This is a genomic window from uncultured Psychrobacillus sp. (assembly GCF_938022135.1).
Lineage (GTDB): Bacteria > Bacillota > Bacilli > Bacillales_A > Planococcaceae > Psychrobacillus.
This window is the reverse complement of record NZ_CALIED010000044.1, coordinates 1-22,402: the sequence shown is the minus strand read 5'-3', so window position 1 is coordinate 22,402 and position 22,402 is coordinate 1. Positions and strand designations below refer to the sequence as shown.

The following is a 22,402-nucleotide window of genomic DNA, read 5'->3' as shown; positions in this document are numbered from 1 at the left end:
GTTAAGACATCCCTCTCTGGTTATGTTATATTCTTAATAATTATAAAAAAATGAAAATAGAGGATGTAGAGAATATGTCAAATTCAAAAATATTGAAATGGGTTACAGGAGGATTAGAGGCTGTACTAGGTATACCAGTTCTTGGAGGAATCATAATTCTGAGCTTGGCCTGGATTCCTTTGCTAATTATGCTGGCACTGCATATAGTTACTCTAGTGATTACAAAAAAAGAAGGCGGAGGAACTACGACAGGGAGTATACTAGGAATAGTAACCTCTTGCATTGGCTTCATACCTATTGTAGGAATGATTATGCATATCATTACTGCTGTTATTTTAATGATAGAAGCTTCTAAGCCAGAGATTCCAAAAGACGTCTTTAATGAAGAGTTTTAAATAGACTTAAAGAAATCAAAAACTGACTTATTAGAGACAGTAGCTAAGTACAGTTTTTTCACAACTCACTGTAACCGTAAATAACTTCAGAAAATTGAAAGAAGCCATGAAAATTTTACATCCGTAGAATTTTCAAGGCTTCTTATTTTGAGGAGAGTTTTGCACCCGCCTCGTTTATTAATTTTTTATTATTTAGTATAGTTATCAAAGTATCCTTGAATATAAATCATTGGTGTACCTTTGTCTCCGCTACCGGAAGTAAGATCTGACAGAGAACCAATAAGATCAGTTAATCTACGTGGAGTTGTACCTTGAGCTTCCATTGCTCCAACAAGATTGTCTTCTTTGTTATTAATATGCTCAGTAATTGCTTGCTTTAATTCTTCTCCTCTTAAGTGAGCGAAGTTATTATCTGCAAGATATTTTAATTTTACTTCATTTGGAGTTCCGGCTAATCCAGATGTGAAGGCTGGTGAAACAACGGGATCAGCTAGCTCCCAAATATGTCCTACAGGATCTTTAAATGCTCCATCTCCATATACCATTACTTCTACATTTTTCCCTGTTTTTTCTTTTATAATTTCTTGAATGTTATCAACGATTGGTTGGCAATCGCGAGGGAAAAGCTTCACCGTGTCTTCTGTCGATTTGTTCGATCCAAGTAAACCATATTCCTCGTTAAAACCACTTCCATCAATGGACTCCGATAATATGTTGTCTAGACTATAAATTTTTTCGCCACCATTTGCTTTTAATATTTTCTTCGTTCTAAATCTTGAGTGAATATCACAAGCAAGTACATTTTTTGTATAGTCTAGAATAGATTTTGGGTTGTTAGAGAAAATGACTTCACATTCCACTCCATATTCTTCTATTAACGATTTATAGTATGCAATGTAGTCTACTCCAGTAAAAGGATGTAGCTTATAGCCAAAGTAGTCGCGGAATTGTTTCTCTGTAAGGACATCTGTCCAAGGGTTTACCCCTTTATCATCTAACTCGTCAATTTCTACAAGATGATTGCCGACTTCATCAGAAGGATAGCTTAGCATTAAGACTATTTTCTTTGCACCTTTTGCTATTCCACGGAGTACTACTGCAAATCTATTACGACTTAGGATTGGAAAAATAACACCTAGTGTGTCATCTCCAAACTTCGTATGAACGTCAGTGGCAATCTGGTCTATACTAGCGTAGTTTCCTTGAGCGCGGGCAACGATAGATTCAGTTACGGTCACAATGTCCTGATCGTTGATAGAAAAGCCTTCCACTTCTGATGCTTTTAATACACTATTTACTACTATTTCTTCAATATTATCACCATTATTTATAATTGGGCCACGAAGACCTCTTACAACTGTTCCCACTACTCTTTCCAAATTGAACGCTCCTTCAACTATTATAAATATATTATTACCACTTGTAATTCTACGTAATACAGTGATATAAGTAAAATTAATATATATTATAATAGATATAAGAGGTGCTTATATGTCAGGGAAATTGGATTTATATAAAATATTTTGCATGGTAAGTAAAAATAATAGCTTTTCGAAGGCTGCAAAAGATCTCTTTATGAGTCAATCCGCAGTTAGTCAGGCCATAATGCAACTGGAGAAAGAACTAGATACCAGATTATTCTACAGAACGACAAAAGGAGTTACTTTAACAACAGAAGGCTCTGTGCTTTTTGAATATGCTAGCTCTGCTTTAAAGCTCATTGATACTGGTGAGGAGAAAATTTTAGAATTTAAAAACCTTACTGCAGGGGAACTTAAAATTGGAGTTGGAGATACAATTTCAAGATTTTTCTTGCTCCCTTATTTAGAGGAGTTCCATAATAAATATCCTAGTATTAAATTCACCATTGTAAATGGTACGACCATAGAGCTTTGCAATATTTTAAAGAGTGGAGGCGTAGACATTGCTCTTTGTAATTTTCCGATAGATGATGATAGCTTGGGACAACGGCCTTGTTTAGAGGTACAAGACATTTTTGTATATGGGGAAAAGTTTGATAAAGTCTTGTCAAAGCCAATTAGTTTGGACAAGCTTGTAAAATTTCCATTAATATTCCTTGAACAAAAATCAGTCTCGAGAAGATATGTGGAAGAATATATGCTTTCAAAGGGTGTAAAAATATCACCTGAATTTGAGTTAGGTTCTCATGATTTACTATTGGAGTTCGCAAAAATTAACTTAGGTATTGCTTGTGTTACTAAGCAATTTGCGGGAGATTATTTAAGAAAAGGGATGCTCAAAGAGGTGAAGTTAAAAGAGAGTATACCGCCAAGAAATATAGGAGTGTGCTTTCTAAAAAGGGTTCCATTATCAACTGCCGCCACTAAATTTGTAGAATTAATCGAGTAAAGGCTTGATTTTCCACAACTATTTCTAAGAAGTGCTACGCTTTGTCATATTGGGGTAGCACTTCTTTCTTCTTCCAAAATACAGTATGTAGGGATACGTAGTGTGATTTTTAAAAAAATATTCTGAAATTTCATTGTAGACATGTTAGGTAACCTTACATTATAATAATATATTATAAAAAAGGGGGAATTGAATGGTTAAATTTACAGCTGTGTTATCGATCATCCCAAAAGCCTTGCAAATGTTTTTAAACCTCTGCTTAGTCTTCTTGGCCTTTATACTGGCCTTTTTGTTAGTGAAGGAGCTGACTATTTTTATAAAGGTGCTGCTCACAGTAGGTCCGAGCGATTATAAAATGTTCCTTGCTAATATCCTCATATTCTTTTTGTATTTTGAATTCATCACTATGATCGTGAAGTACTTCAAAGAAGACTACCACTTTCCGCTTAGATATTTTTTATATGTAGGCATCACAGCAATGATCCGTCTAATCATCGTAGAGCATGACCATCCAATTGATACTCTTTTTTACTCACTCGTTATTCTAATTTTAATTGTTGGTTATTTTATTATGAATATTACACCACTCGAAAGACCTAGTAACCCATGGTTTATAAAAGGAAGGGAAAGAGAAAATCCATCAAACTTGGGAGAAACGAATGCATGAAAAATACCTATTTAAGTCGTGAAATTATTCCTAAAAAAATAAATAAAACCTCTATAAATGTTGCAAAGAGGATGGTTGTGAATAAACCACAACCATCCTCTTTATTTATATATAGAAAAGCGTAAGCCCCTGTGCTTGCGCCGACAGGCAAATGGAAAAAGCGAGGAGGCAGCCTCACAGCCACCGGAGCTTTTATCCATTTGACCCCGAGGGGGCAAGGGGCTGAAGCTAGCCAAATAGAAAAGCGTAAGCCCCTGTGTTTGCCCCGACAGGCAAATGAAAAAAGCGACGTCACAGCCAATTGAGATTTTTTCCAGCCCTCCTACTCAATTTAATATACTAAACCAATGCGAGTATGCGTTTTTTGGAAAAACTCTTCATCAGGGTCAAAATAATCTTCACTAAAACTAGCTATAAATTCCTTGTTGTCATTTAGGTAGCCTGCACCCCATGTAGGATCCATTGTGACCCACCGATCATCGACCTTAGCCTCTACCCATGCATGTCGATCTGTCGTGTATCCTTCTACAAATCGGGCTTCGATATTGCTTGAACGTAAGAGTGCAATCGTAAGGTAGGCGTAGTCCTGACATACCCCCGTTTGAGAATTTAAAGTTTTTAAGGCACTGTCATCCCATTTGAAGTCGTCATTTTGGAATTTAACTACGTCATAAGAGATGGTGTTAGCTACAAAGTCATAAATAGCTTTTGACTTTTCTAATTCGGAAGTTTTCCCTTTTGTAAGGCTGTTTGCTAGGTCAATAATTTGTGGTGCATCAGATTCAATGCCTCTTGAAGGAAGAATATCTCGTTTATCCTCTTCAGCTGAAGAAATTATATCGAACTTAGCAACCTCATAATATCTAAAGAAATCATTTTTAGTTTCAGTAATCTCAGGGACGCTAATAGATACTTCATATTCTCCAGGGCCAAATCTTAAATGAAAATAATCGTTAAATGTAAAGTCTTGGATGGGGATGACCTCTAGAGCATGATCTTCACCTTTTTGAGTTTGCACATAGAGATGGGTAGTTTGTTTTGATAGTGAAGCTTCTGGATCTATAAAACCCTTAATGTGAAACGTGTGTTCTGTTGTCTTTTCTCCACTGACAGGCTCAACCAGATTTATCCCGCGTTCAGCATATAGGGAAGAATAAGAAATTGGTTCCAATATCTCTAACGATGTATTTTCTATAAGCAAATCTGTTGCAGTCTTGTAAAAGTTATCTTTCTCTAAATCAGGAATCATAACTTCTAGCTTATGCAAGCCTTTGCCAAACAAAAGTGGAATATTGGTAGTAAATTGACCTTTTTTTATTGGAATAACATTACTCCACGTTTGACCGTCTTTTGATAGCCGAACCATAATATCCTCGTATAATCCACCATTCTGTAAGTTCCCTTGCAATGTATAAATACCGTCTTCTTCTACATAGCCGACCTCTGTATTAAGGATCAGTCCGGCTTCTAAACCAATAGGTGTATAGGCAACATCTCTAATTCTATTTGGGTTTACATTTAGAACTTCAAAGTTTGCTGTATCATAGTAATGGTTTTCTCGTTCTTTGCTCGGTATCTGTACTTTAATCTTATACGTTCCCTCACCGTTAAAAAAATGAATGATTTTTTTAAATTTACCATCACTAATTGGAACAAAATAGTCCTGTTCCTGAATATAACTATTTTCATTTTCTGTTTGGACATTAATCCATATGTAGTTAGATTTTAGTTCGTCAGCCTTTTTTATCTCACCTGCAATAGTAACTTCACCGTTAGCAGAAAACTTCTCATATTTTGGTTCATAAAAGGTGAGCCCTAGTTCACTTGCATAAGAGGAAGTGAGATCCAGCGGAGTAAGGTTTATGCTTTTATTTTTTTCCTGAACTAAAATTTCATAAGGATCAGCTTCAACTTTTTCTATTGGAACAGGGATGTTAGGTTCTGTTGGTATTGGATTATTCAATGTTTCGGAATCATTACCACATGCAGTGAGAAGAATTAAAAAACAAAATATAGGGAATCCGCGTTTAAATAACTCCATTGAACATCCTCCTTTTTATCCGCATAAAACTCTTCTATTTATTCTCTCATAAATTTGGAAAAATAGTGGATTATTTTTTACATGTATTGATATCAGTAGCAGGTGTCTCCAGTAGGAGACGTGAGCTGTATAAGCGATGACAGCGCGAACGCTTAATACAAGGGATAACTTAGAAATTTACGCGTCCAACTGCCAGCTGCTTACTAAATTTAAAATAAAATTAAATTATATACAAATAATAAAAAAATGACAAAATTATGAACAATCGATTAATAATTTATGAATTAATAATGAAAAAAAGAATAATAGTATAACAAAAAAATACAAAAGAGTTATACTTACGTTATTGTGAAATTATTCACAATTAATAATATTAAACCTATTCTTTTAAATGAAACAGCATCAAAACTCCTGCAATTTATGAAACTTTACTTGGGAATTTCAGGTATAAAAAGTTTTTTTGATTACAAGATAATTTAGAAACTTGTATGAACAAATTATTAAGGTCCTAAAAGTGAAGTCCCAGTAAGAGAGTAGTTAAGAGAAAGAGGCGATTTCCAAAACTTAAAAGTTAAAATATCGTGTATGACAATAGAAGAAGATGGAATGATTAATAAGGATAAATTAGGACAAAATACAGCAGATAAGTATACAGAGGTGCTTTAAGTTCACCTATTATTTTATCCACAAGTATGTTTAATCGCAAAGTAAAGATTCATTCTTAGTTAGTCTATTTGTAAATTTATAGAAGTAGAGGAGAAGAAAAGATGAAAAAAAATAAAATGTTATTTGTTCTTCTGGCTTTTGCAGTATTTCTTATCATTATTTTGTTACCAAATCCTGAAGGACTTCCTGTTGCTGGGCAGAGAGCTCTGGCAATACTTGCGTTAGCAGTAATTCTGTGGGTTACAGAGGCTGTATCGTTTCCTGTAAGTGCCTCCATAATAATTGTGCTCATTTCCGTATTTATAGGTCTTGCTCCAACTATTGATGATCCTACAGTAGATTACACGACATCAGGTGCATTAAAGCTTGCGTTAGGTGGGTTTAGTTCTTCTGCAGTCGGATTAGTAGCCGGTGCTACATTTATCGCAGCAGCGATGGAGCTTACGGGATTACACAAAAGGTTAGCCCTTTTCATCATGTCCAAAGTTGGTACAAAAACCAAGAGTTTAGTTTTTGGGACAATTGTTGTAAGTATTGTATTAGCTCTATTTGTTCCTAGTGCTACAGCTCGGGCGGGTACAATTCTTCCTATTCTTTTAGGAATAGTAGCTGCTTTTAATTTACCTAAAACAAGTAGGCTTTCCGCTTTATTAATAGTTACGGCAGTGCAGTCTATATCTATTTGGAATGTTGGTATTAAAACAGCTGCAGCCCAAAACATGGTTGCTCTTGGATTTATTGAAGAAACTTTTGGCATTAATATTACCTGGGGGCAATGGTTTATATATGCTGGTCCCTGGTCCATACTGATGTCTATCTTACTATTTTTTCTAATGAATAAGCTTATCAAACCAGAGCTATCGGAATTAGAAAACGGTGACGTAGTTATTAAAGATCAATTAAGAGATTTGGGTCCTATAACAGGGAAAGAAAAAAGATTAATCATTATTTCCATCGCATTGCTAATTCTTTGGGCAACAGAAGGTATACTTCACCCACTAGATTCAACGACAGTGACTTTTATAGCGGTCATGGTTATGCTCTTACCTGGAATTGGTATTTTTTCTTGGAAAGAAGTGCAAAATAAGATTCCATGGGGAACTCTTGTAGTATTTGCAGTTGGGATATCAATGGGTACAGTGCTTTTACAAACGGAAGGAGCTGCTTGGTTATCGCAAAATACTTTAGAAGCAGTCGGTTTGACAGAAATGCCTCTTATTTTTATTATCATGGTTCTTTCGTTATTTAATATTTTGATTCACTTAGGATTTGCAAGTGCTACGAGCTTGGCTTCCGCTTTTATACCTATTGTTATCGCTTTAGTGGTCTCCATGCAGCCAACTTCATTTAACGGTCCTGGTCTTGTATTAATCCAACAGTTTGTTGTTTGCTTCGGTTTCTTGCTACCTGTAAGCGCACCCCAAAATATGCTTGCATATGGTACCGGTGCCTTCACAACAAAGGACCTTTTGAAATCTGGTCTTCCAATAACTATAGTAGGATACTTATTAATCATTGTCTTCAGCATGACTTATTGGCAATGGGTTGGTCTTCTTTAAGACAAGTGGGATTAGTTATAAAAATATAAGGATGTGTAATAATGAATAACAATTATCCATGGAATCAATTTCAAGGACCCAATTTAGCATACCTGTTAGAGCAATACGATTTATATGTACAATCACCTGATGACGTAGAAGAGGAAATAGCAGCATTGTTTCAACAATATGGTTCACCAGTCGATTCTTTGGGTCAAAGTGAGACTAAATCGATATCAGGTAATATAAACAACAACTTAGATAAAATTCTTCGAGCTATTCGGCTCGCAGATGCTATTCGTACACATGGGCACCAAAATGCTAACATTTACCCCCTTAACAATGGGAAACAGGATCCGTCGAAAATTAGTATGGAGTTCTATGGCCTCTCTGAACAGGACTTAGTAGATGTACCGGCAGCTCTTATAATTACTAATCCTCCTAAAGACATACGTAATGGACTTGAGGCTATCAATTATCTAAGGTCTGTTTACACGGAAAGTATTGCTTTTGAAATTACACATATCACAGACTCCAAGGAGAGACAATGGCTGCAAGATAAAATTGAAGGAAATGCTTTAAATCAAAGCCATTCATTAGAAGAAAAGAAAGAGTTACTAGAACGTTTAACTAAAATTGAAGGATTTGAAAAGTTTATTCATCGTACGTTTGTAGGAGCTAAGCGCTTTTCTATAGAAGGGCTTGATGCATTAGTTGTTTTAATCGATGAATTAGTTAATCAGGCTGGGATAACAAAAACTAAACAGGTGAATATCGGAATGGCCCACCGTGGCCGATTAAACGTCTTGACGCATGTATTAAATAAACCGTATGAGATGATGTTTGCTGAGTTCGCTCATGTACCGTCTAAGGCATTCTTACCTAAGGACGGATCTTTAGAGATTGCAGAAGGCTGGTTTGGTGATGTGAAATATCATAAAGGGGCTACCTATCGTTCAAATAATGGCGTCACAGTACAGCTGGCCTATAATCCATCCCATCTTGAGGTAGTGAGTCCTGTAGTGACTGGTCAAACTCGAGCTGCACAAGAGGTAAAAGACATACCTGGTTATCCGAAGCAGGATAAGAATGCAGCATTTGCAATCTTAGTTCATGGAGATGCCGCTTTTCCAGGGCAAGGTGTAGTAACAGAGGTATTAAACTACAGCCGAGTACGTGGTTTTCAAACAGGTGGATCCATTCATATTATTGCTAACAATATGATTGGATTCACTACAGAGCAATTCGACTCTCGTTCTACGAATTATTCCTCGGATCCTGCAAAAGGATTTGAGGTTCCAGTCATCCACGTAAATGCTGACAAGCCGGAAGCTGTGTTAGAAGTAGCAAGGCTTGCTTTTGAATATCGTCGACAATTTAGTAAGGATATAGTTATTGATCTTATTGGTTACCGTCGATATGGTCATAATGAAATGGACGAACCATCCATTACTAATCCATTGATGTATCACATTGTCCATAAACATCCAACTGTAAGGCAAATTTATGGTGACCAACTTGTAGAAGAAAAGGTACTTAATCAGTCCCAAGTTGAGATGTTAGATGAGACAATATTAAAGGAAATGCAGGAGGCATATGACAGGGTCAAAGAACTTCCGCAGACAACTGCAAACGAGGTAGTGATTCCGCAGGTTGTATTAGACGGGTATCCTGATATACCGACTGGTGTTGAGGAAGTAAAGCTAAGTAAGGCTAACGCAGAACTTTTAACCTGGGCCAAGGAGTTCACACCATTCAAAAAATTAGAGAAGATACTTAGACGTAGGGAAGAGCCCTTTACCGGAAGCGGAAAGATAGACTGGGGACACGCCGAAACACTTGCGTTTGCAACTATTTTGCAAGATGGACATTCGATACGCTTAAGTGGACAGGATGCCCAACGCGGGACGTTCTCTCACAGACATTTAGTACTACATGATGAGAAAACAGGAGAAGAACTTATACCAATGCATTTTATTAGCGATTCTGCTGCCTCTTTTGTTGTTCATAACAGCCCATTAACAGAAGCTGCTATTTTAGGCTATGAATTCGGATATACACTAGAGGATAAGAATACGTTAACGATTTGGGAAGCACAGTATGGGGATTTTGCTAACATGGCACAGGTAATGTTTGATAACTTTATCAGTTCTGCTCGAGCGAAATGGGGATTGAAGTCAGGTCTAGTAATGCTGCTTCCACACGGGGCCGAGGGGCAAGGCCCAGAGCACACAAGTGCTAGATTAGAGAGGTACCTACAGCTTTCAGCAGAAAATAACTGGACTGTAGCTAACCTTTCAAGCGCAGCAAATTACTTCCATATATTACGCAGACAAGCAGAATCTTTGAATGAAGAATTTGTGCGTCCGCTACTAATCGTCTCTCCTAAATCACTTTTACGGAATCCTTTGGTTGGTGCTGATGTCTCTGAATTGGTGGATGGTAAATTCCAAGCAGTGATTGAACAACCGAATCTTGGTGGCCAACCAGACGAGGTAAAGAAAATTGTTTTTGCTAGTGGGAAAATGGCAATTGATTTAGCGGAAAAAGTAAAAAGCGGCACTGATTTTAATTATTTGCATATCATTCGTGTGGAACAGCTTTATCCATTCCCTAAGGATGAAATTTTGTATATATTAGGACGTTACCCAAACGTAGAGTTATTGACATGGGCTCAAGAAGAACCTCAAAATATGGGTTCTTGGAATTATGCTCTCCCGTATTTATTAGAGATGGCAGATGGAAGAAGCATTGCTTATACAGGACGAGTGCATCGCTCAAGTCCGGCTGAAGGCGACGCAGATACTTATAAAGTAGAACAAGGAAGAATTATTGAAGAAGCATTAAAAAGTTTGTGAGCAATAGAACTAAAAGGAGGAAGTTTAAGTGGCAGAAATTATAGTTCCGGAATTGGCAGAGTCTATTACAGAAGGCACGATTGCCCAGTGGTTAAAAAAACCAGGTGATACCATTGAAAAAGGCGAGTTTATAGTTGAGCTCGAAACAGATAAAGTAAACGTTGAAGTTATATCCGAGGAAGCGGGAGTAGTGAGTGAGCTGTTATTTGGTGAAGGAGATACAGTTCAGGTAGGAGAGGTTATTGCAATCGTCGGTGCAGGATCTGGAACTTCTGCTGCCCAACCTCAGGCAGAGGAAGTAAAGGTTGAGGAAAAAGCTCCAGATATACCAAAGGCAGAAAATGCACCAATTACAAAGGTTGAAACTACCTCAGACACAAGTAGACCTATTGCTAGCCCTGCCGCGCGTAAGATGGCAAGGGAAAAAGGTATTGATTTAAATGAAGTGTCTCCTGTTGATCCAATGGGGCGTGTTCGTGTTCAAGATGTATCAGCCCATGGCTCAAAACAAATAGCAGAGCCAGCTAAAATTGTCTCTGCTCCAACAGATGATGGTCGTACGACTCGCGAAAAAATGTCTCGTAGACGACAAACAATCGCTTCACGTTTATTAGAGGTCAAACAAAGCACTGCAATGTTAACGACGTTTAATGAGATAGATATGACGAATGTGATGGCTTTGCGTTCTCGTAAAAAAGATAAATTTTTCGAAGACAACCAGGTACGTCTAGGTTTTATGTCGTTCTTCACTAAGGCAGTCGTAGCTGCTTTGAAAAAATATCCTTATGTTAATTCACAGCTGGATGGAGAATACATTGTTAAAAATAACTTCTTTGATATTGGTATTGCTGTATCAACAGAAGGGGGTCTAGTAGTGCCAATCGTTCGTGATGCGGATCGTAAAAACTTTGCAGAAATTGAAGGGGATATTGGAGAACTGGCTAAAAAGGCGCGTGATAACAAGCTAGCACTTTCGGATATGACGGGTGGTTCCTTCACTATTACAAACGGGGGTGTATTTGGTTCCTTAATGTCTACCCCGATATTAAATGGAACACAAGTTGGTATCCTTGGAATGCATACCATTCAAAAACGACCGATAGCGGTTGGAAGTGAAATTCAAATAAGACCTATGATGTATGTAGCTCTTTCTTATGATCACCGTGTAATAGACGGAAAAGATTCAGTAGGCTTTCTGAAAATGGTAAAAGAATTGCTCGAAAATCCAGAGGATCTTATGCTGGAATCTTAAGAGAGTTCAGGTGGAGTATTAATATTTACATTTTAAGTTTTTTAGAGGCTTACTGGATTAATCCAGTAAGCTCTTTTTTTATTCTTAATTATTTTCTGGGAAATACTATTAGCAGGAACTCTTTTATGAAAGGCGAATTACTAGTTATTACATTAGAATGGGAGTGGCGCTATTATGGTAAAAAATATGACTTCTGAAGATTCTATTAAGAGGTGGGACAAGTTTGCTGAAAAATATGCAGCCAATCATCTGGAGCATGGAGATCCACATAAAGAGGTATATTTAAATCCAACCTTGTTTAGTCTTATGGGGAATTTAAACAACAAAAAAGTACTAGATGCTGGTTGTGGAGAAGGGTATTTAAGTAGACTGATGGAGAAAGCAGGAGCAGCTGTAACAGCTATTGACTATTCATCAAAGATGATTGAAATAGCAAAAAGTAGAACAACATCAGAACTCAATATAGAATTTAAACAATCTAACTGTGAAAATTTACATTTTATAATGGAAGGAACTTATGACGTAGTTGTTTCTAATATGGTGATCCAGGATTTAGAAGGTTATCAGCAAGCATTTAATGAGATTTATCGTGTTCTTCGAGAGGGTGGGATTTTTATCTTTTCTATTTTACATCCTTGTTTTCAAACTCCAAAAAGTGGATGGGAGAAAGGGCATGACGGTAAAAAATTATATTGGAAAGTAGATAACTATTTTTATGAGGGAGCCTATGAGCAAAGAGGGATGGACCAGGTAATCTTCTATCACCGCACATTAACAAGTTATGTAAAAGTCATCTGTGAAGCTGGATTTTTAATAGAAGAGATAGTAGAGCCTACCCCATCTGAGGAAATGTTGAAGAAGTACCCATCATTTCGTGAGGATTTTAGAAGTCCCGACTTCATTGTTTTTCGACTGAAAAAGTAATGTTAATTAAGTAGAATAGATTTTTTAAAGCTAAGCTAGAACAGTTTAACGAGTTGTGTAGTGGGGAGACTGTCGCTGGACATAGTGATAAATAATAATCCTTCTAAATTATTTTTTTCTTATATTAAATTTATCTAAACTAATGATTAAACCTAATTTATATACCTTAAAAAAGGGCAATCTCTCATGAGATTGCCCTTTTTTCGTGGTAATCACCTATAAAAACTAGATACACAATTTTCTTACGGTTTAATAATTTTACTCAAACCTTTCTTTTGGCTCTACATATGATAGCAAAGTACGAAAATCTATTAAAGGTGTGTAAGTTATGACAAAAGAAAATGATGAAAAACATTTTAATAGACTTGGGGAACATGAACATCGCTCAAATAAAAATAGGTATAAACTAACTTCGCAACAATTTCCTGTTAGAAGCTCGAGAATAGAATCCGCAAATATAATGCCGAGTGCTTCTGTTAATCGGAACTCTCCTTCTGGAGCCACTGGAAATAACAATGTTCGTTATCGAACTTTTAATGGCAAACAAATTAGTCAGTTTTGTAACTATAACCCTAGAAGAGATTTCGGACGTTGCCTTGAATATAACCGCGACGCGATTCCATCTGTTTGGACAAGGAGCCAAGTAGAACAAATTCGAATTAATTCTACTAATGTTGCACCGCTAATTGAAGCCCCATTCCCTCGTATATCAGCCGATTTATGGATATGGGATATGTGGCCGTTAATAGAAAAAGACGGTTCAATCGCAGTGTTACCTGGTGGTTGGCGAGTGTTATTTGCTTTATCTGTCCCTCGTAGTGTTCTACCAGGAAAAAGACATGATGTTGCAAGAATCAGTTACTTTTATTCGAGAAACGGACTTGACTGGATCCAGGGAGGTTACGTATTCAAAGAAGGTACAGCTTTAGGGTCTAGACAGTGGGCGGGCTCAGCAATGCTTGATGATGATGGTCGTATTTATTACTTCTATACAGCTACTGGTAGAAGAGGAGAAGCTCAAATCACTTACGAGCAGCGAATTGCATTATCGAGCAGTGATTATATTTCTAACTTAGATGGTGTGCAATTAGTAAACTTTGCCCCTCATCAAGTAATCCTAGAACCAGACGGTATTCTCTACCAGACAGAAGAACAATCTAGTGGAGGAATAATTTATGCCTTCCGTGATCCCTTCTTCTTCAAAGACCCTGCGACAGGGTGTGAATATTTATTGTTTGAAGGAAATATAGCCGGTACGTCAGCAGATGTAGACTGTGGTCCTGGAGTTCCAGCAGACGCTGCAGAATATACAGGCAATATAGGAATAGCATTACTTCGTAATAACAGCTTTTCCAGTTGGGAACTACTCCCTGCACTTTTAGAAGCAGGATGTACGAACCAACAAACTGAACGTCCTCACATAGTAGTGAGTGACGGACTGTACTATCTTTTCACTGATACTCATGCTTCAACATTTGCACCAGGTCTTGTTGGGCCAGACGGGTTGTACGGTTTTGTAGCAGGATCCTTACGTGGAAATTACGTACCGCTAAATGGAAGCGGTCTAGTAGTTTCTAATCCTCCTTCCGAGCCATTCCAGGCCTATTCTTGGCTTGTATTACCCGACTTTTCAGTCCTAAGCTTTATAGATAATTTTGATTTACAAGGTATTCCTATAGAAGAAGTCGGTTTTTTACCAGAACAATTTCAATTTGAGCATTTTGGCGGGACGCTAGCTCAAACACTACAGTTAGCTGTAAGTGGTAGGAATACGGAGATTATAGATGTTTATGAGTATGGACTAATGATGGTATCAGAAACAGAAAGTCCGAAATGCAGAGAATGTAATGATGATTACTCTACTGAGAATCATCACAGACGTTAAGTAAGAAAAATTATAAATAACATTTGATTATATGAGTGGTCAATTTTTCAAATTAGATTAAATTAGATTTTCGTACAACCATTCATTTGATTGAATTGAAAATAAGAAAAGGTGAAAATATATGTCAAAAAAAAGAGATATGGGTCAGAGAGTTCCAATCGCTGGGTCAGGTAATGAAATGCTATCTCCAATAACTGGAGGTTCATCTAATAGAAATTTCCCAAGTGCTGCAACTAATTCTGGAACTACTCAATACAGATCATTTAACAACAATGATATTAAAAGATTTTGTGACTACAACCCACAAAGAGATTTTAAAAGATGCTTAAACCAAAGTATTGACGCGGTCCCTTCGGCTTGGACGAGGGCGCAAGCAGAGCAAATTAGAATTACTGCTTCTAATAGCGCTCCTGTTATACAAGAACCATTCCCTCGAATTTCAGATGATTTGTGGATATGGGATATGTGGCCACTTCAAGAAAAAGATGGCTCTATAGCTGTACTTCCTGGTGGATGGAGAGTCCTGTTTGCCTTATCTGCACCTAGAAGTGTATTGCCAGATAACAGACATGACGTAGCGAGAATCGCATACTTCTATTCTAGAGATGGCTTAAATTGGATACAAGGTGGACTAGTTTTTGAAGAGGGTACTGCATTTGGATCAAGACAATGGGCAGGATCTGCAATCATCGACGGAGGAAGAATCTATTACTTCTATACAGCCTCCGGTAGACGTGGTGAAGCTCAAGTAACTTTTGAACAACGCATTGCATTAACAAGCAGTAACTTTAGATCCAATTTAGATGGTGTCGAGCTAGTTAACTTCGCGCCACATGAAATAATTTTAGAGCCAGACGGAGTGCTTTATCAAACGCAAGAACAATCTGAAGCGGGTGGAAGTAGTATTATCTACGCTTTCCGTGATCCTTGGTTCTTTAAAGATCCAGCAACAGGCTGCGAGTATTTATTGTTTGAAGGTAATATCGCGGGAAACAACTTAGACATTGATTGTGGACCTGGAGTGCCAGAGGAAGCAAGGCTTTACACTGGAAATATTGGAATTGCCCTACTAAGAAACAATGAGTACACTTCTTGGCAATTACTTCCGGCTCTCTTAGAGGCGGGTTGTACAAATCAGCAGACAGAACGTCCACACCTTATTGTAAGGAACGGTTTGTACTATTTATTTACAGATAGTCATAGATTTACGTTTGCTCCTGGTTTAACTAATGGACCTGGACCAGATGGTTTATATGGTTTTGTTGCAGGGTCATTAAGAGGGAATTATCAACCATTAAACTCTGGTGGTTTAGTTATAGCAAATCCAGTTTCTGAACCGAATCAGGCCTATTCTTGGTTAGTGTTACCTGATTTCTCTGTACTAAGCTTTATCGATACATTCGATTTACAGGGAATAACGACAGATGAGCTTGCTGATTTACCTGAATCATTCCGAAGAGCTCATTTTGGTGGAACTCTTGCGCCTACTCTTCAATTAAGAGTTTCAGGTAGAACAACAGAAATTGTAGCTGAATACGAGTACGGCTTGGTTATGGTATCTGAAACGGAAAGTCCGAAGTGTTGCCGAAATGGTGCAGAAAACGGTAATGGTGGAAACGAACACGATCATGATTGCCGCTGTAAAGATCATGGTGATTGTAATTGTAACCATCATCGTAATAGAGGCAAAGACAATTACGATTGTCAATGTAACCATCAACACGGGAAAGACAGAGACAATGAGGATTGCAACCATGATAGAAGTGATGAGTGTGATTATGACAATTACGATTCTAATGGGCAATGTTATAGATGCGGAAAAAACCATAGCAAACCGTCCTATCCTAGAAGTCATAAGTCTTGGAAGGAAGATAACTATTGGAAAAACTCTAAGCATAAACACGATGATGACTGCTACTCGGTAGGTGATTGTGAATGTAAGGATAAGCATGACGATTATGACTGTATCACGTTTCCGAAACCAGATAGAAAGAGATTTTACGATGACCCTAACTGTGGATGTAGAAACAGGTAAAAAAATTAAATATAAAATTTAGTCTTCAGTCCGGCTCCTTTATGGAGTCGGATCTTTTTATATGAGACATATTTCTAAAACAATAGATGGAGAGAAGGTATGAATTCTTGCATCTGCCCGATAGAAAATGGCCAAAGCGAACATAAGAGAATGGAATCGCTAGAAGACATCAAGCTGGTACAAGTTACTCTAAATACATGTAAGCTATTCATGATTCTAAAAAGTACAAAGTATGAAGAAATGTAACTAACAAGCCTGTTATTGCCGATAAACACAATTATGTAATGAAAGTTAACATAAAATAAAATAAATTCAGAAAAATGTATTGACATTCATTCTGTATTAAGTAAAATAAGAATATAAATAAATGATGTTATGTTTTCTTACATGTAATGTTAAGAGATGTAACATAAAGAAATAGGAGGGGTCAAAATGGAAGATGTAATGTATTTGATGAACAGCTTATGGACCATGGTTGCTGCAATTTTAGTTATTTTTATGATTGGTGGATTTATACTTTTAGAAGCTGGTTCAACAAGAATGAAGAATGCTGGGCACGTTGCCGGTAAAACCATTTTTACTTTTGGGTTGGCATCATTAGTATTTTGGGCAGTAGGATATGGTTTTATATTTGGAGGGAATGCTAACTTCTTCGTAGGAATGACAGACTTCTTCTATGCTGGTGGAGGAGAGGATGGAGCAAGTGTTTCTCCTACCGTATTTTTTGTTTTCCAATTAGCATTTGCTGGTATTGCAATAACGATTGCTCTTGGAGGGTTTGCCGAACGTGCTAAACTGTCTGCTTACGTAATTTTCACTATTCTTTTCGGCATAATCGTTTATCCAGTAATCGCTCATTGGGTGTGGGGAGGCGGCTGGTTAGCTGAACATGGAAAACAAGATTTTGCAGGGTCTACAGTAGTACATCTAACTGGTGCAGCTGCAGCTCTTGCGGCAACGATGATACTAAAACCTAGAATAGGGAAATTTAACAAAGATGGTTCTTCTAATAACTTAGCGGGTCATAACCAAGTTTATACTGCATTAGGTGTACTAATTTTGTGGGTTGGTTGGTTTGGGTTTAACGCGGGTAGTACGGTTTCCGTTGATGCAGCATTCTTTGGGTATGTAGCATTAAATACTGCTTTAGCAGCAGGAGCAGGAGCGGTTGCGGCAACATTTATCTCCTGGGTAGCTTTAGGGAAATCAGATATTCCTACTATTTTAAATGGAGCATTAGCTGGTTTAGTTGCTATTACGGCATCGTGTGCATTTGTAGACGTATGGGCGTCAGTTGTAATTGGTTTAATAGCTGGGGTACTTGTATTTTATAGTGCACGATTCTTTGAAAAGAGAAAAATTGATGATCCAATTTATGCACTTTCTGTTCATGGAACTGCTGGTATTTGGGGTACTTTATCTACCGGCTTCTTTGCTACAACCGAGCTTGCGACGACAGGGAAACCTGGTTTGTTTTATGGTGGTGGCGTAGATCAGCTGTTAGTTCAATTAATGGGAGTTGCAGCTTGCGGAGCATTCGCTTTCGCCGTATCATATGCTATTCTGTTTATAATGAAGAAAGTCATGGGTGGTATCCGAGTAACAGAAGAAGAGGAAATAATGGGTCTGGATATGAGTGAGCACGGGAATTATGGCTATCCAGAACAAATGGTTTTAGAGGAAGCGAAAGGTACTAACTAAAACAAATAAATAAACGTCAAAAAGCCTCTGCTTCAGAGGCTTTTTGTATAAAAGGGAGTGTGGTCATGGAAACCTATGAATCCTTAAGAGAGTGGAAGGACCAAAATATCATGTCCTATTTGAAAGATACCATCTCTCTCAATGATTTTCATGATCAAGTCATGCAACATGTGATGTATATTGCTAAAAGTAAACTAAAAGAGGACCCGCCCTGTAACTTCACATGGTTTATAACGGGCAGTGGAGGTAGAAGAGAGCAAGGTTTAATCAGTGATCAGGACCATGGAATTATATATGAAAAGTCGGACAAAGAATATGAGGAATATTTTAAAGTGCTGGGAGAGGAGCTAGCATTCGGGTTGCATGCTGTAGGGTATCCATATTGTCAAGGGAACGTTATGAGTTCTAACCCATTATGGTGCAAGTCTGCGGGGCACTGGAAAAGTCAGCTTGAGGGATGGATGAGAGAAGAAAGCTGGGAGGCTATTAGACATCTTCAGATTTTTTTTGATGCTCGTACTTTATGTGGAGATCAATGCTATATTAATGAATTAAAACTTTTTATCTATCAATTTCAGCTAGGTCATTCTTCTTTATTGAGTCGGTTTTCTGCCAATATTGAACATGTCAAAAATGTTATAGGACCAGTGGGGCAGATTTTAGTGGAGCAGCATGGTAAGTATCAGGGATGTGTCAACTTGAAATATGCCGCCTTTTTGCCGTATGTAAATGCAGTGCGTCTATTATCCATAAAGGAAGGCATCTATGAGACTTCTACGTTAAGTAGGATTGTTCAATTAAAGCGTTTAAGTAAATACGATAAAATGCTACAAAACTGTGATAGAAATTTCTTGGATTTGTTAAAGTATCGTATTTCTTTAATTCAAATAGAGAATTATACAGACACTCATTACTTAAGGATTCATAATTTGTCTAAGGAAGAGCGTAAAGAGATTAAGCGAATACTGAAGGATGGAAAAAGGCTACATGAAGAAGTAATTGCTTTAACTAGTTAAAAAAAGGGTGTTGGCGATGGCATTTGAACCGTTTATGCAAATATTAAGAGGACTACAAGGAAAACGTAACAATGTTGGAATTGGTGATATTCAAAATGCTCAGCAAATGGCCTATTTACGTAACTTGGAAAAGGAAATGAATCAACAATATGTACTTGATGTTCCGCTTATGGATTTAAAGGTAGTAGTCTTTGACATCGAAACGACGGGGTTTTCTCCTGAAAAAGGAGATACCATTATTTCTCTAGGGGCAATAAAGATGCGAGGAGATCAAATAATTGAGGATGAGGTGTTTTATTCGCTCATCCACACCGACCAAAAAATACCTGATGTTATTGTTCAATTGACAGGAATTACAAATGAACAGGTAAGCAATGCCATGCCGCTTTCGGATGTATTCATCCAATTCCTTCAATTCAAACAAGATTGCACATTAGTGGCACATCATGCTACTCATGAACGAAATTTTATGGAGCACGCAAGCTCAACCTTGTTTCGTAAGCCTTTTAAGCATCGGATTGTAGATACTTCTTTCCTTTTAAAGGTGATAGAGCCTAATTTGAATTTTGTGACGCTGGAAGACATATGTGTTCATAACGAAATTCCTATTATTGGACGACATCATGCTCTAGGAGATGCCAAAATGACAGCTAAGCTATGGAGTATTTATGTAAAAAAAGCCAAAGAAATCGGCTGCGAAACGTTAAGTGACGTCTATCACCGTCTCGCCAGACTCTAAAAGTATAGGGGTTTTAAAATAAGCCTGACAGTCCATTAACTGTCAGGCTTATTTTTATTATATGAGAAAAGGGTATTTACATAGGTAAATCGAATATATAGTAGTGGGTAGGGGGTTGTTTAGTGGAAAATATACTATTATCAGATGGTTGTAATGCGATTAATTTTTATGAAGTGGGTGATCGACGAAATCCCTTAATTGTTTGTTTACATGGCCTAGCTGGAAATGCACCATATACATTTGATCAACTTTCAACATTATTGGAGAAGGATTTTTATTTTATTATGGTCGACCTACCTGGGCACGGACTTACAAGTCCACTAAGTAGGGAAAGTGACTATTTATTCTCATCATTGGCTCAGTGGCTTCAAAAATTAATTAGACAAATAACTGATAAGCCTTTTTATATACTGGGACATTCCTGGGGAGCTGATATTGCACTGCACTACAGTAAGTTATTCACGGAGAATATATTAGGTGTGATAATGTTGGATGGAGGATATACCTTTCCTGTCAATCAACCAGAGATGACATATGAAGTTGCACTTTCCGGTTGGAATACATATATGGATCAATCTACTTTAGTAGAATGGGAAACAGTTTTAAAAGAATATAAGGAGTATACAAGCAAGTGGGATGACCGAAAAGAAAAATATGTTCGGACACTATTTTACAAGGAGAACAACCTTTTCACTTTAATTCCCTCTAAGTTTACTATTCTTTCTATTATTAAAGCCTTTTTCACTGAGCCTTTCACAAGTGCCTACCCATACATTCAAGTGCCACTTTTACTCTTGCATGCAACATTGCCGAGAACTCTTGATAAAGCCCGAGGTGTTGGATTTAAGCAGCTAGAAGAATCAATAAGTGAATTGGCAATAATAGCTATGGAAAACGCTGGACATATGATTCAATGGGATCAACCAGAACAAACAGCTTTAGAAATTAAAAAGTGGGTTATGCAACAAAAAATGAAGAAAAATGAAGAGGAGTTATTAGGATGACAAAGACTACTTTTGCACTAATCGGAACGGGGATAGTTGGAGAACGTATCATTAACCAAATAAAAACTAATCCTAATTGTGAAATTTTATCTGTTTTTGATGAAAATAAAAAAAGACTGAGAGAAGTTGCTGAAAAGTATACGCTACCGGAAGCCTCTACGCTAGAAGAACTACTAGAAACAAAGCCTGATTGGATTTATATAGGAACACCCCCAGTTAGCCACGCACCGATTACAGAAAAGGCAGCAGCCTATGGATTAAATATTCTTTCTGAAAAGCCACTAGCACACGATGCGCAAGATGGAGAAAGAATGGTTAAAGCCGTGACCAAGGCAAACGTACATACAGCTATGCATTTTCCTTTAATGTACAGTCCAGTTATACATAGTCTACAACAATCGATTTCAGATGGTTCATTAGGGGATATCCTTAAAATTGAGCTACATACATACTTCCCTCATTGGCCTAGAAAGTGGCAACACAATGCATGGATTGCATCTCGTGCGCAAGGTGGTTTTATAAGAGAGGTATTTCCACATTATTTACAACTCTTATATCGTTTATTTGGGAATTTCACGATCACAGCAAATCATACGACATATCCTCAGGATGCAGAACTTTGCGAACTTGGTGTCTCTGCTTTGGCAAAAACGGATAGTGATATTCCTGTTGTTTTAAATGGCTTATCAGGGATGGGGCAGGAAGAACGATTAGAGTTTAAAGTATTTGGAACGAAAAAGGTTATCACGATTAGAAACTGGTCTGAGTTATGGGAAAGTGAATTGGATAAAGAGGCAGTGCAAATCACTCCATCTACAGTGCCTGATGGATTAATTGAAGCATGTCATCAATGGAGGATCGGTGAAAAGTCTACATTAGTTTCCTTTGAAGAGGGTTTGAAGGTACAGGGATGGATTGATGAATTATTAAAGTAAATCATAATTGCTATTTCTATGGAAGCACATGCACATCCTCTAAGAAATAACGAAATTTGTACACCTTAATTATATTTGTTTCCACTCTAGTCGGATGCAACTGCTATTTACGATAAGTCACTTTATTGTTTTAAGCTTTGTTAAAGTTAATGGATGATTTTGACTAACCATTCTTTTTTATAGTGACTGTAAACATTATAATAGGGACATTCAAATGATTATTAAGATTATAAATAGATGGTGAAATTGGGATTGGGTACAGTTTTTCGGCTTTGTTTATGCGAGTAAATTTTTTAGCGATCGATGCTAAAGCTGTTCCCGTTTATTGATTGGAGTGCCAGACGGCGACTCCTACGGGATGAGTGAGACAGATAAG

17 protein-coding genes are annotated in these 22,402 nt (G+C 37.3%); 15 read left to right on the top strand and 2 right to left on the bottom strand.

Going from position 1 to position 22,402, the window contains the following annotated elements; all coding sequences use genetic code 11:
* Positions 1-74 precede the first annotated feature (74 nt).
* Complete coding sequence (locus tag Q0371_RS09525; RefSeq protein ID WP_169361541.1) at positions 75-395, top strand: hypothetical protein; 321 nt, start codon at positions 75-77, stop codon at positions 393-395.
* Between the two features lie 188 nt (positions 396-583).
* Here the strand turns inward: Q0371_RS09525 and Q0371_RS09520 are convergent, their stop codons facing one another.
* Positions 584-1,774 carry a coenzyme F420-0:L-glutamate ligase gene (locus Q0371_RS09520; protein WP_169361542.1) on the bottom strand — a complete coding sequence of 397 codons (1,191 nt, stop codon included), beginning with the start codon at positions 1,772-1,774 and terminating at the stop codon, positions 584-586.
* A 112-nt stretch (positions 1,775-1,886) separates the two neighbouring features.
* On the opposite strand from Q0371_RS09520, the gene Q0371_RS09515 reads away from it, so the two are divergent.
* Together Q0371_RS09515 and Q0371_RS09510 are read left to right on the top strand one after the other, a co-directional pair.
* The gene (locus tag Q0371_RS09515; protein WP_169361543.1) at positions 1,887-2,765 is read left to right on the top strand and encodes a LysR family transcriptional regulator; all 879 of its coding nucleotides are present in this window, start codon (positions 1,887-1,889) and stop codon (positions 2,763-2,765) included.
* A 193-nt stretch (positions 2,766-2,958) separates the two neighbouring features.
* The gene (locus Q0371_RS09510; protein ID WP_169358529.1) at positions 2,959-3,432 is read left to right on the top strand and encodes a phosphate-starvation-inducible protein PsiE; all 474 of its coding nucleotides are present in this window, start codon (positions 2,959-2,961) and stop codon (positions 3,430-3,432) included.
* Positions 3,433-3,763: 331 nt separating this feature from the next.
* On the opposite strand, the gene Q0371_RS09505 is transcribed toward Q0371_RS09510, so the two are convergent.
* Entirely contained in the window at positions 3,764-5,473 is a 1,710-nt protein-coding gene (locus Q0371_RS09505; RefSeq protein ID WP_298470622.1) for a transglutaminase domain-containing protein, read from the bottom strand.
* 767 nt (positions 5,474-6,240) lie between these two features.
* Between Q0371_RS09505 and Q0371_RS09500 the strand changes: the two genes are divergently transcribed.
* The 12 genes from Q0371_RS09500 to Q0371_RS09445 all read left to right on the top strand — a co-directional run bounded on the left by Q0371_RS09500 (position 6,241) and on the right by Q0371_RS09445 (position 22,026).
* On the top strand, positions 6,241-7,698 hold the full coding sequence (locus tag Q0371_RS09500; RefSeq protein WP_298470620.1) for a DASS family sodium-coupled anion symporter: 1,458 nt from the start codon (positions 6,241-6,243) through the stop codon (positions 7,696-7,698).
* Positions 7,699-7,739: 41 nt separating this feature from the next.
* Positions 7,740-10,535, top strand: a complete 2,796-nt coding sequence (locus tag Q0371_RS09495; RefSeq protein ID WP_298470618.1) for a 2-oxoglutarate dehydrogenase E1 component — start codon at positions 7,740-7,742, stop codon at positions 10,533-10,535.
* 28 nt (positions 10,536-10,563) lie between these two features.
* Positions 10,564-11,787, top strand: a complete 1,224-nt coding sequence (gene odhB, locus Q0371_RS09490; RefSeq protein ID WP_298470617.1) for a 2-oxoglutarate dehydrogenase complex dihydrolipoyllysine-residue succinyltransferase — start codon at positions 10,564-10,566, stop codon at positions 11,785-11,787.
* Positions 11,788-11,961: 174 nt separating this feature from the next.
* Positions 11,962-12,711, top strand: coding sequence for a class I SAM-dependent methyltransferase (locus Q0371_RS09485; RefSeq protein WP_298470615.1), 750 nt, complete (start codon positions 11,962-11,964; stop codon positions 12,709-12,711).
* A gap of 328 nt (positions 12,712-13,039) precedes the next feature.
* On the top strand, positions 13,040-14,596 hold the full coding sequence (locus Q0371_RS09480) for a glycoside hydrolase family 68 protein (RefSeq protein ID WP_298470613.1): 1,557 nt from the start codon (positions 13,040-13,042) through the stop codon (positions 14,594-14,596).
* 121 nt (positions 14,597-14,717) lie between these two features.
* A complete protein-coding gene (locus tag Q0371_RS09475; RefSeq protein ID WP_298470611.1) occupies positions 14,718-16,631 on the top strand; it encodes a glycoside hydrolase family 68 protein in 1,914 nt (637 codons plus the stop codon).
* 99 nt (positions 16,632-16,730) lie between these two features.
* On the top strand, positions 16,731-16,877 hold the full coding sequence (locus Q0371_RS09470) for a hypothetical protein (RefSeq protein WP_298470609.1): 147 nt from the start codon (positions 16,731-16,733) through the stop codon (positions 16,875-16,877).
* 186 nt (positions 16,878-17,063) lie between these two features.
* Entirely contained in the window at positions 17,064-18,332 is a 1,269-nt protein-coding gene (locus tag Q0371_RS09465; RefSeq protein WP_169358538.1) for an ammonium transporter, read from the top strand.
* A 65-nt stretch (positions 18,333-18,397) separates the two neighbouring features.
* A complete protein-coding gene (locus Q0371_RS09460) occupies positions 18,398-19,348 on the top strand; it encodes a DUF294 nucleotidyltransferase-like domain-containing protein (protein WP_298470606.1) in 951 nt (316 codons plus the stop codon).
* Positions 19,349-19,364: 16 nt separating this feature from the next.
* Entirely contained in the window at positions 19,365-20,087 is a 723-nt protein-coding gene (locus Q0371_RS09455) for an exonuclease domain-containing protein (protein WP_298470604.1), read from the top strand.
* Between the two features lie 122 nt (positions 20,088-20,209).
* The gene (locus Q0371_RS09450) at positions 20,210-21,091 is read left to right on the top strand and encodes an alpha/beta hydrolase (protein ID WP_298470602.1); all 882 of its coding nucleotides are present in this window, start codon (positions 20,210-20,212) and stop codon (positions 21,089-21,091) included.
* Positions 21,088-22,026, top strand: a complete 939-nt coding sequence (locus tag Q0371_RS09445; RefSeq protein WP_298470600.1) for a Gfo/Idh/MocA family oxidoreductase — start codon at positions 21,088-21,090, stop codon at positions 22,024-22,026. Before Q0371_RS09450 ends, Q0371_RS09445 begins: the two co-directional genes overlap by 4 nt.
* Positions 22,027-22,402 lie beyond the last annotated feature (376 nt).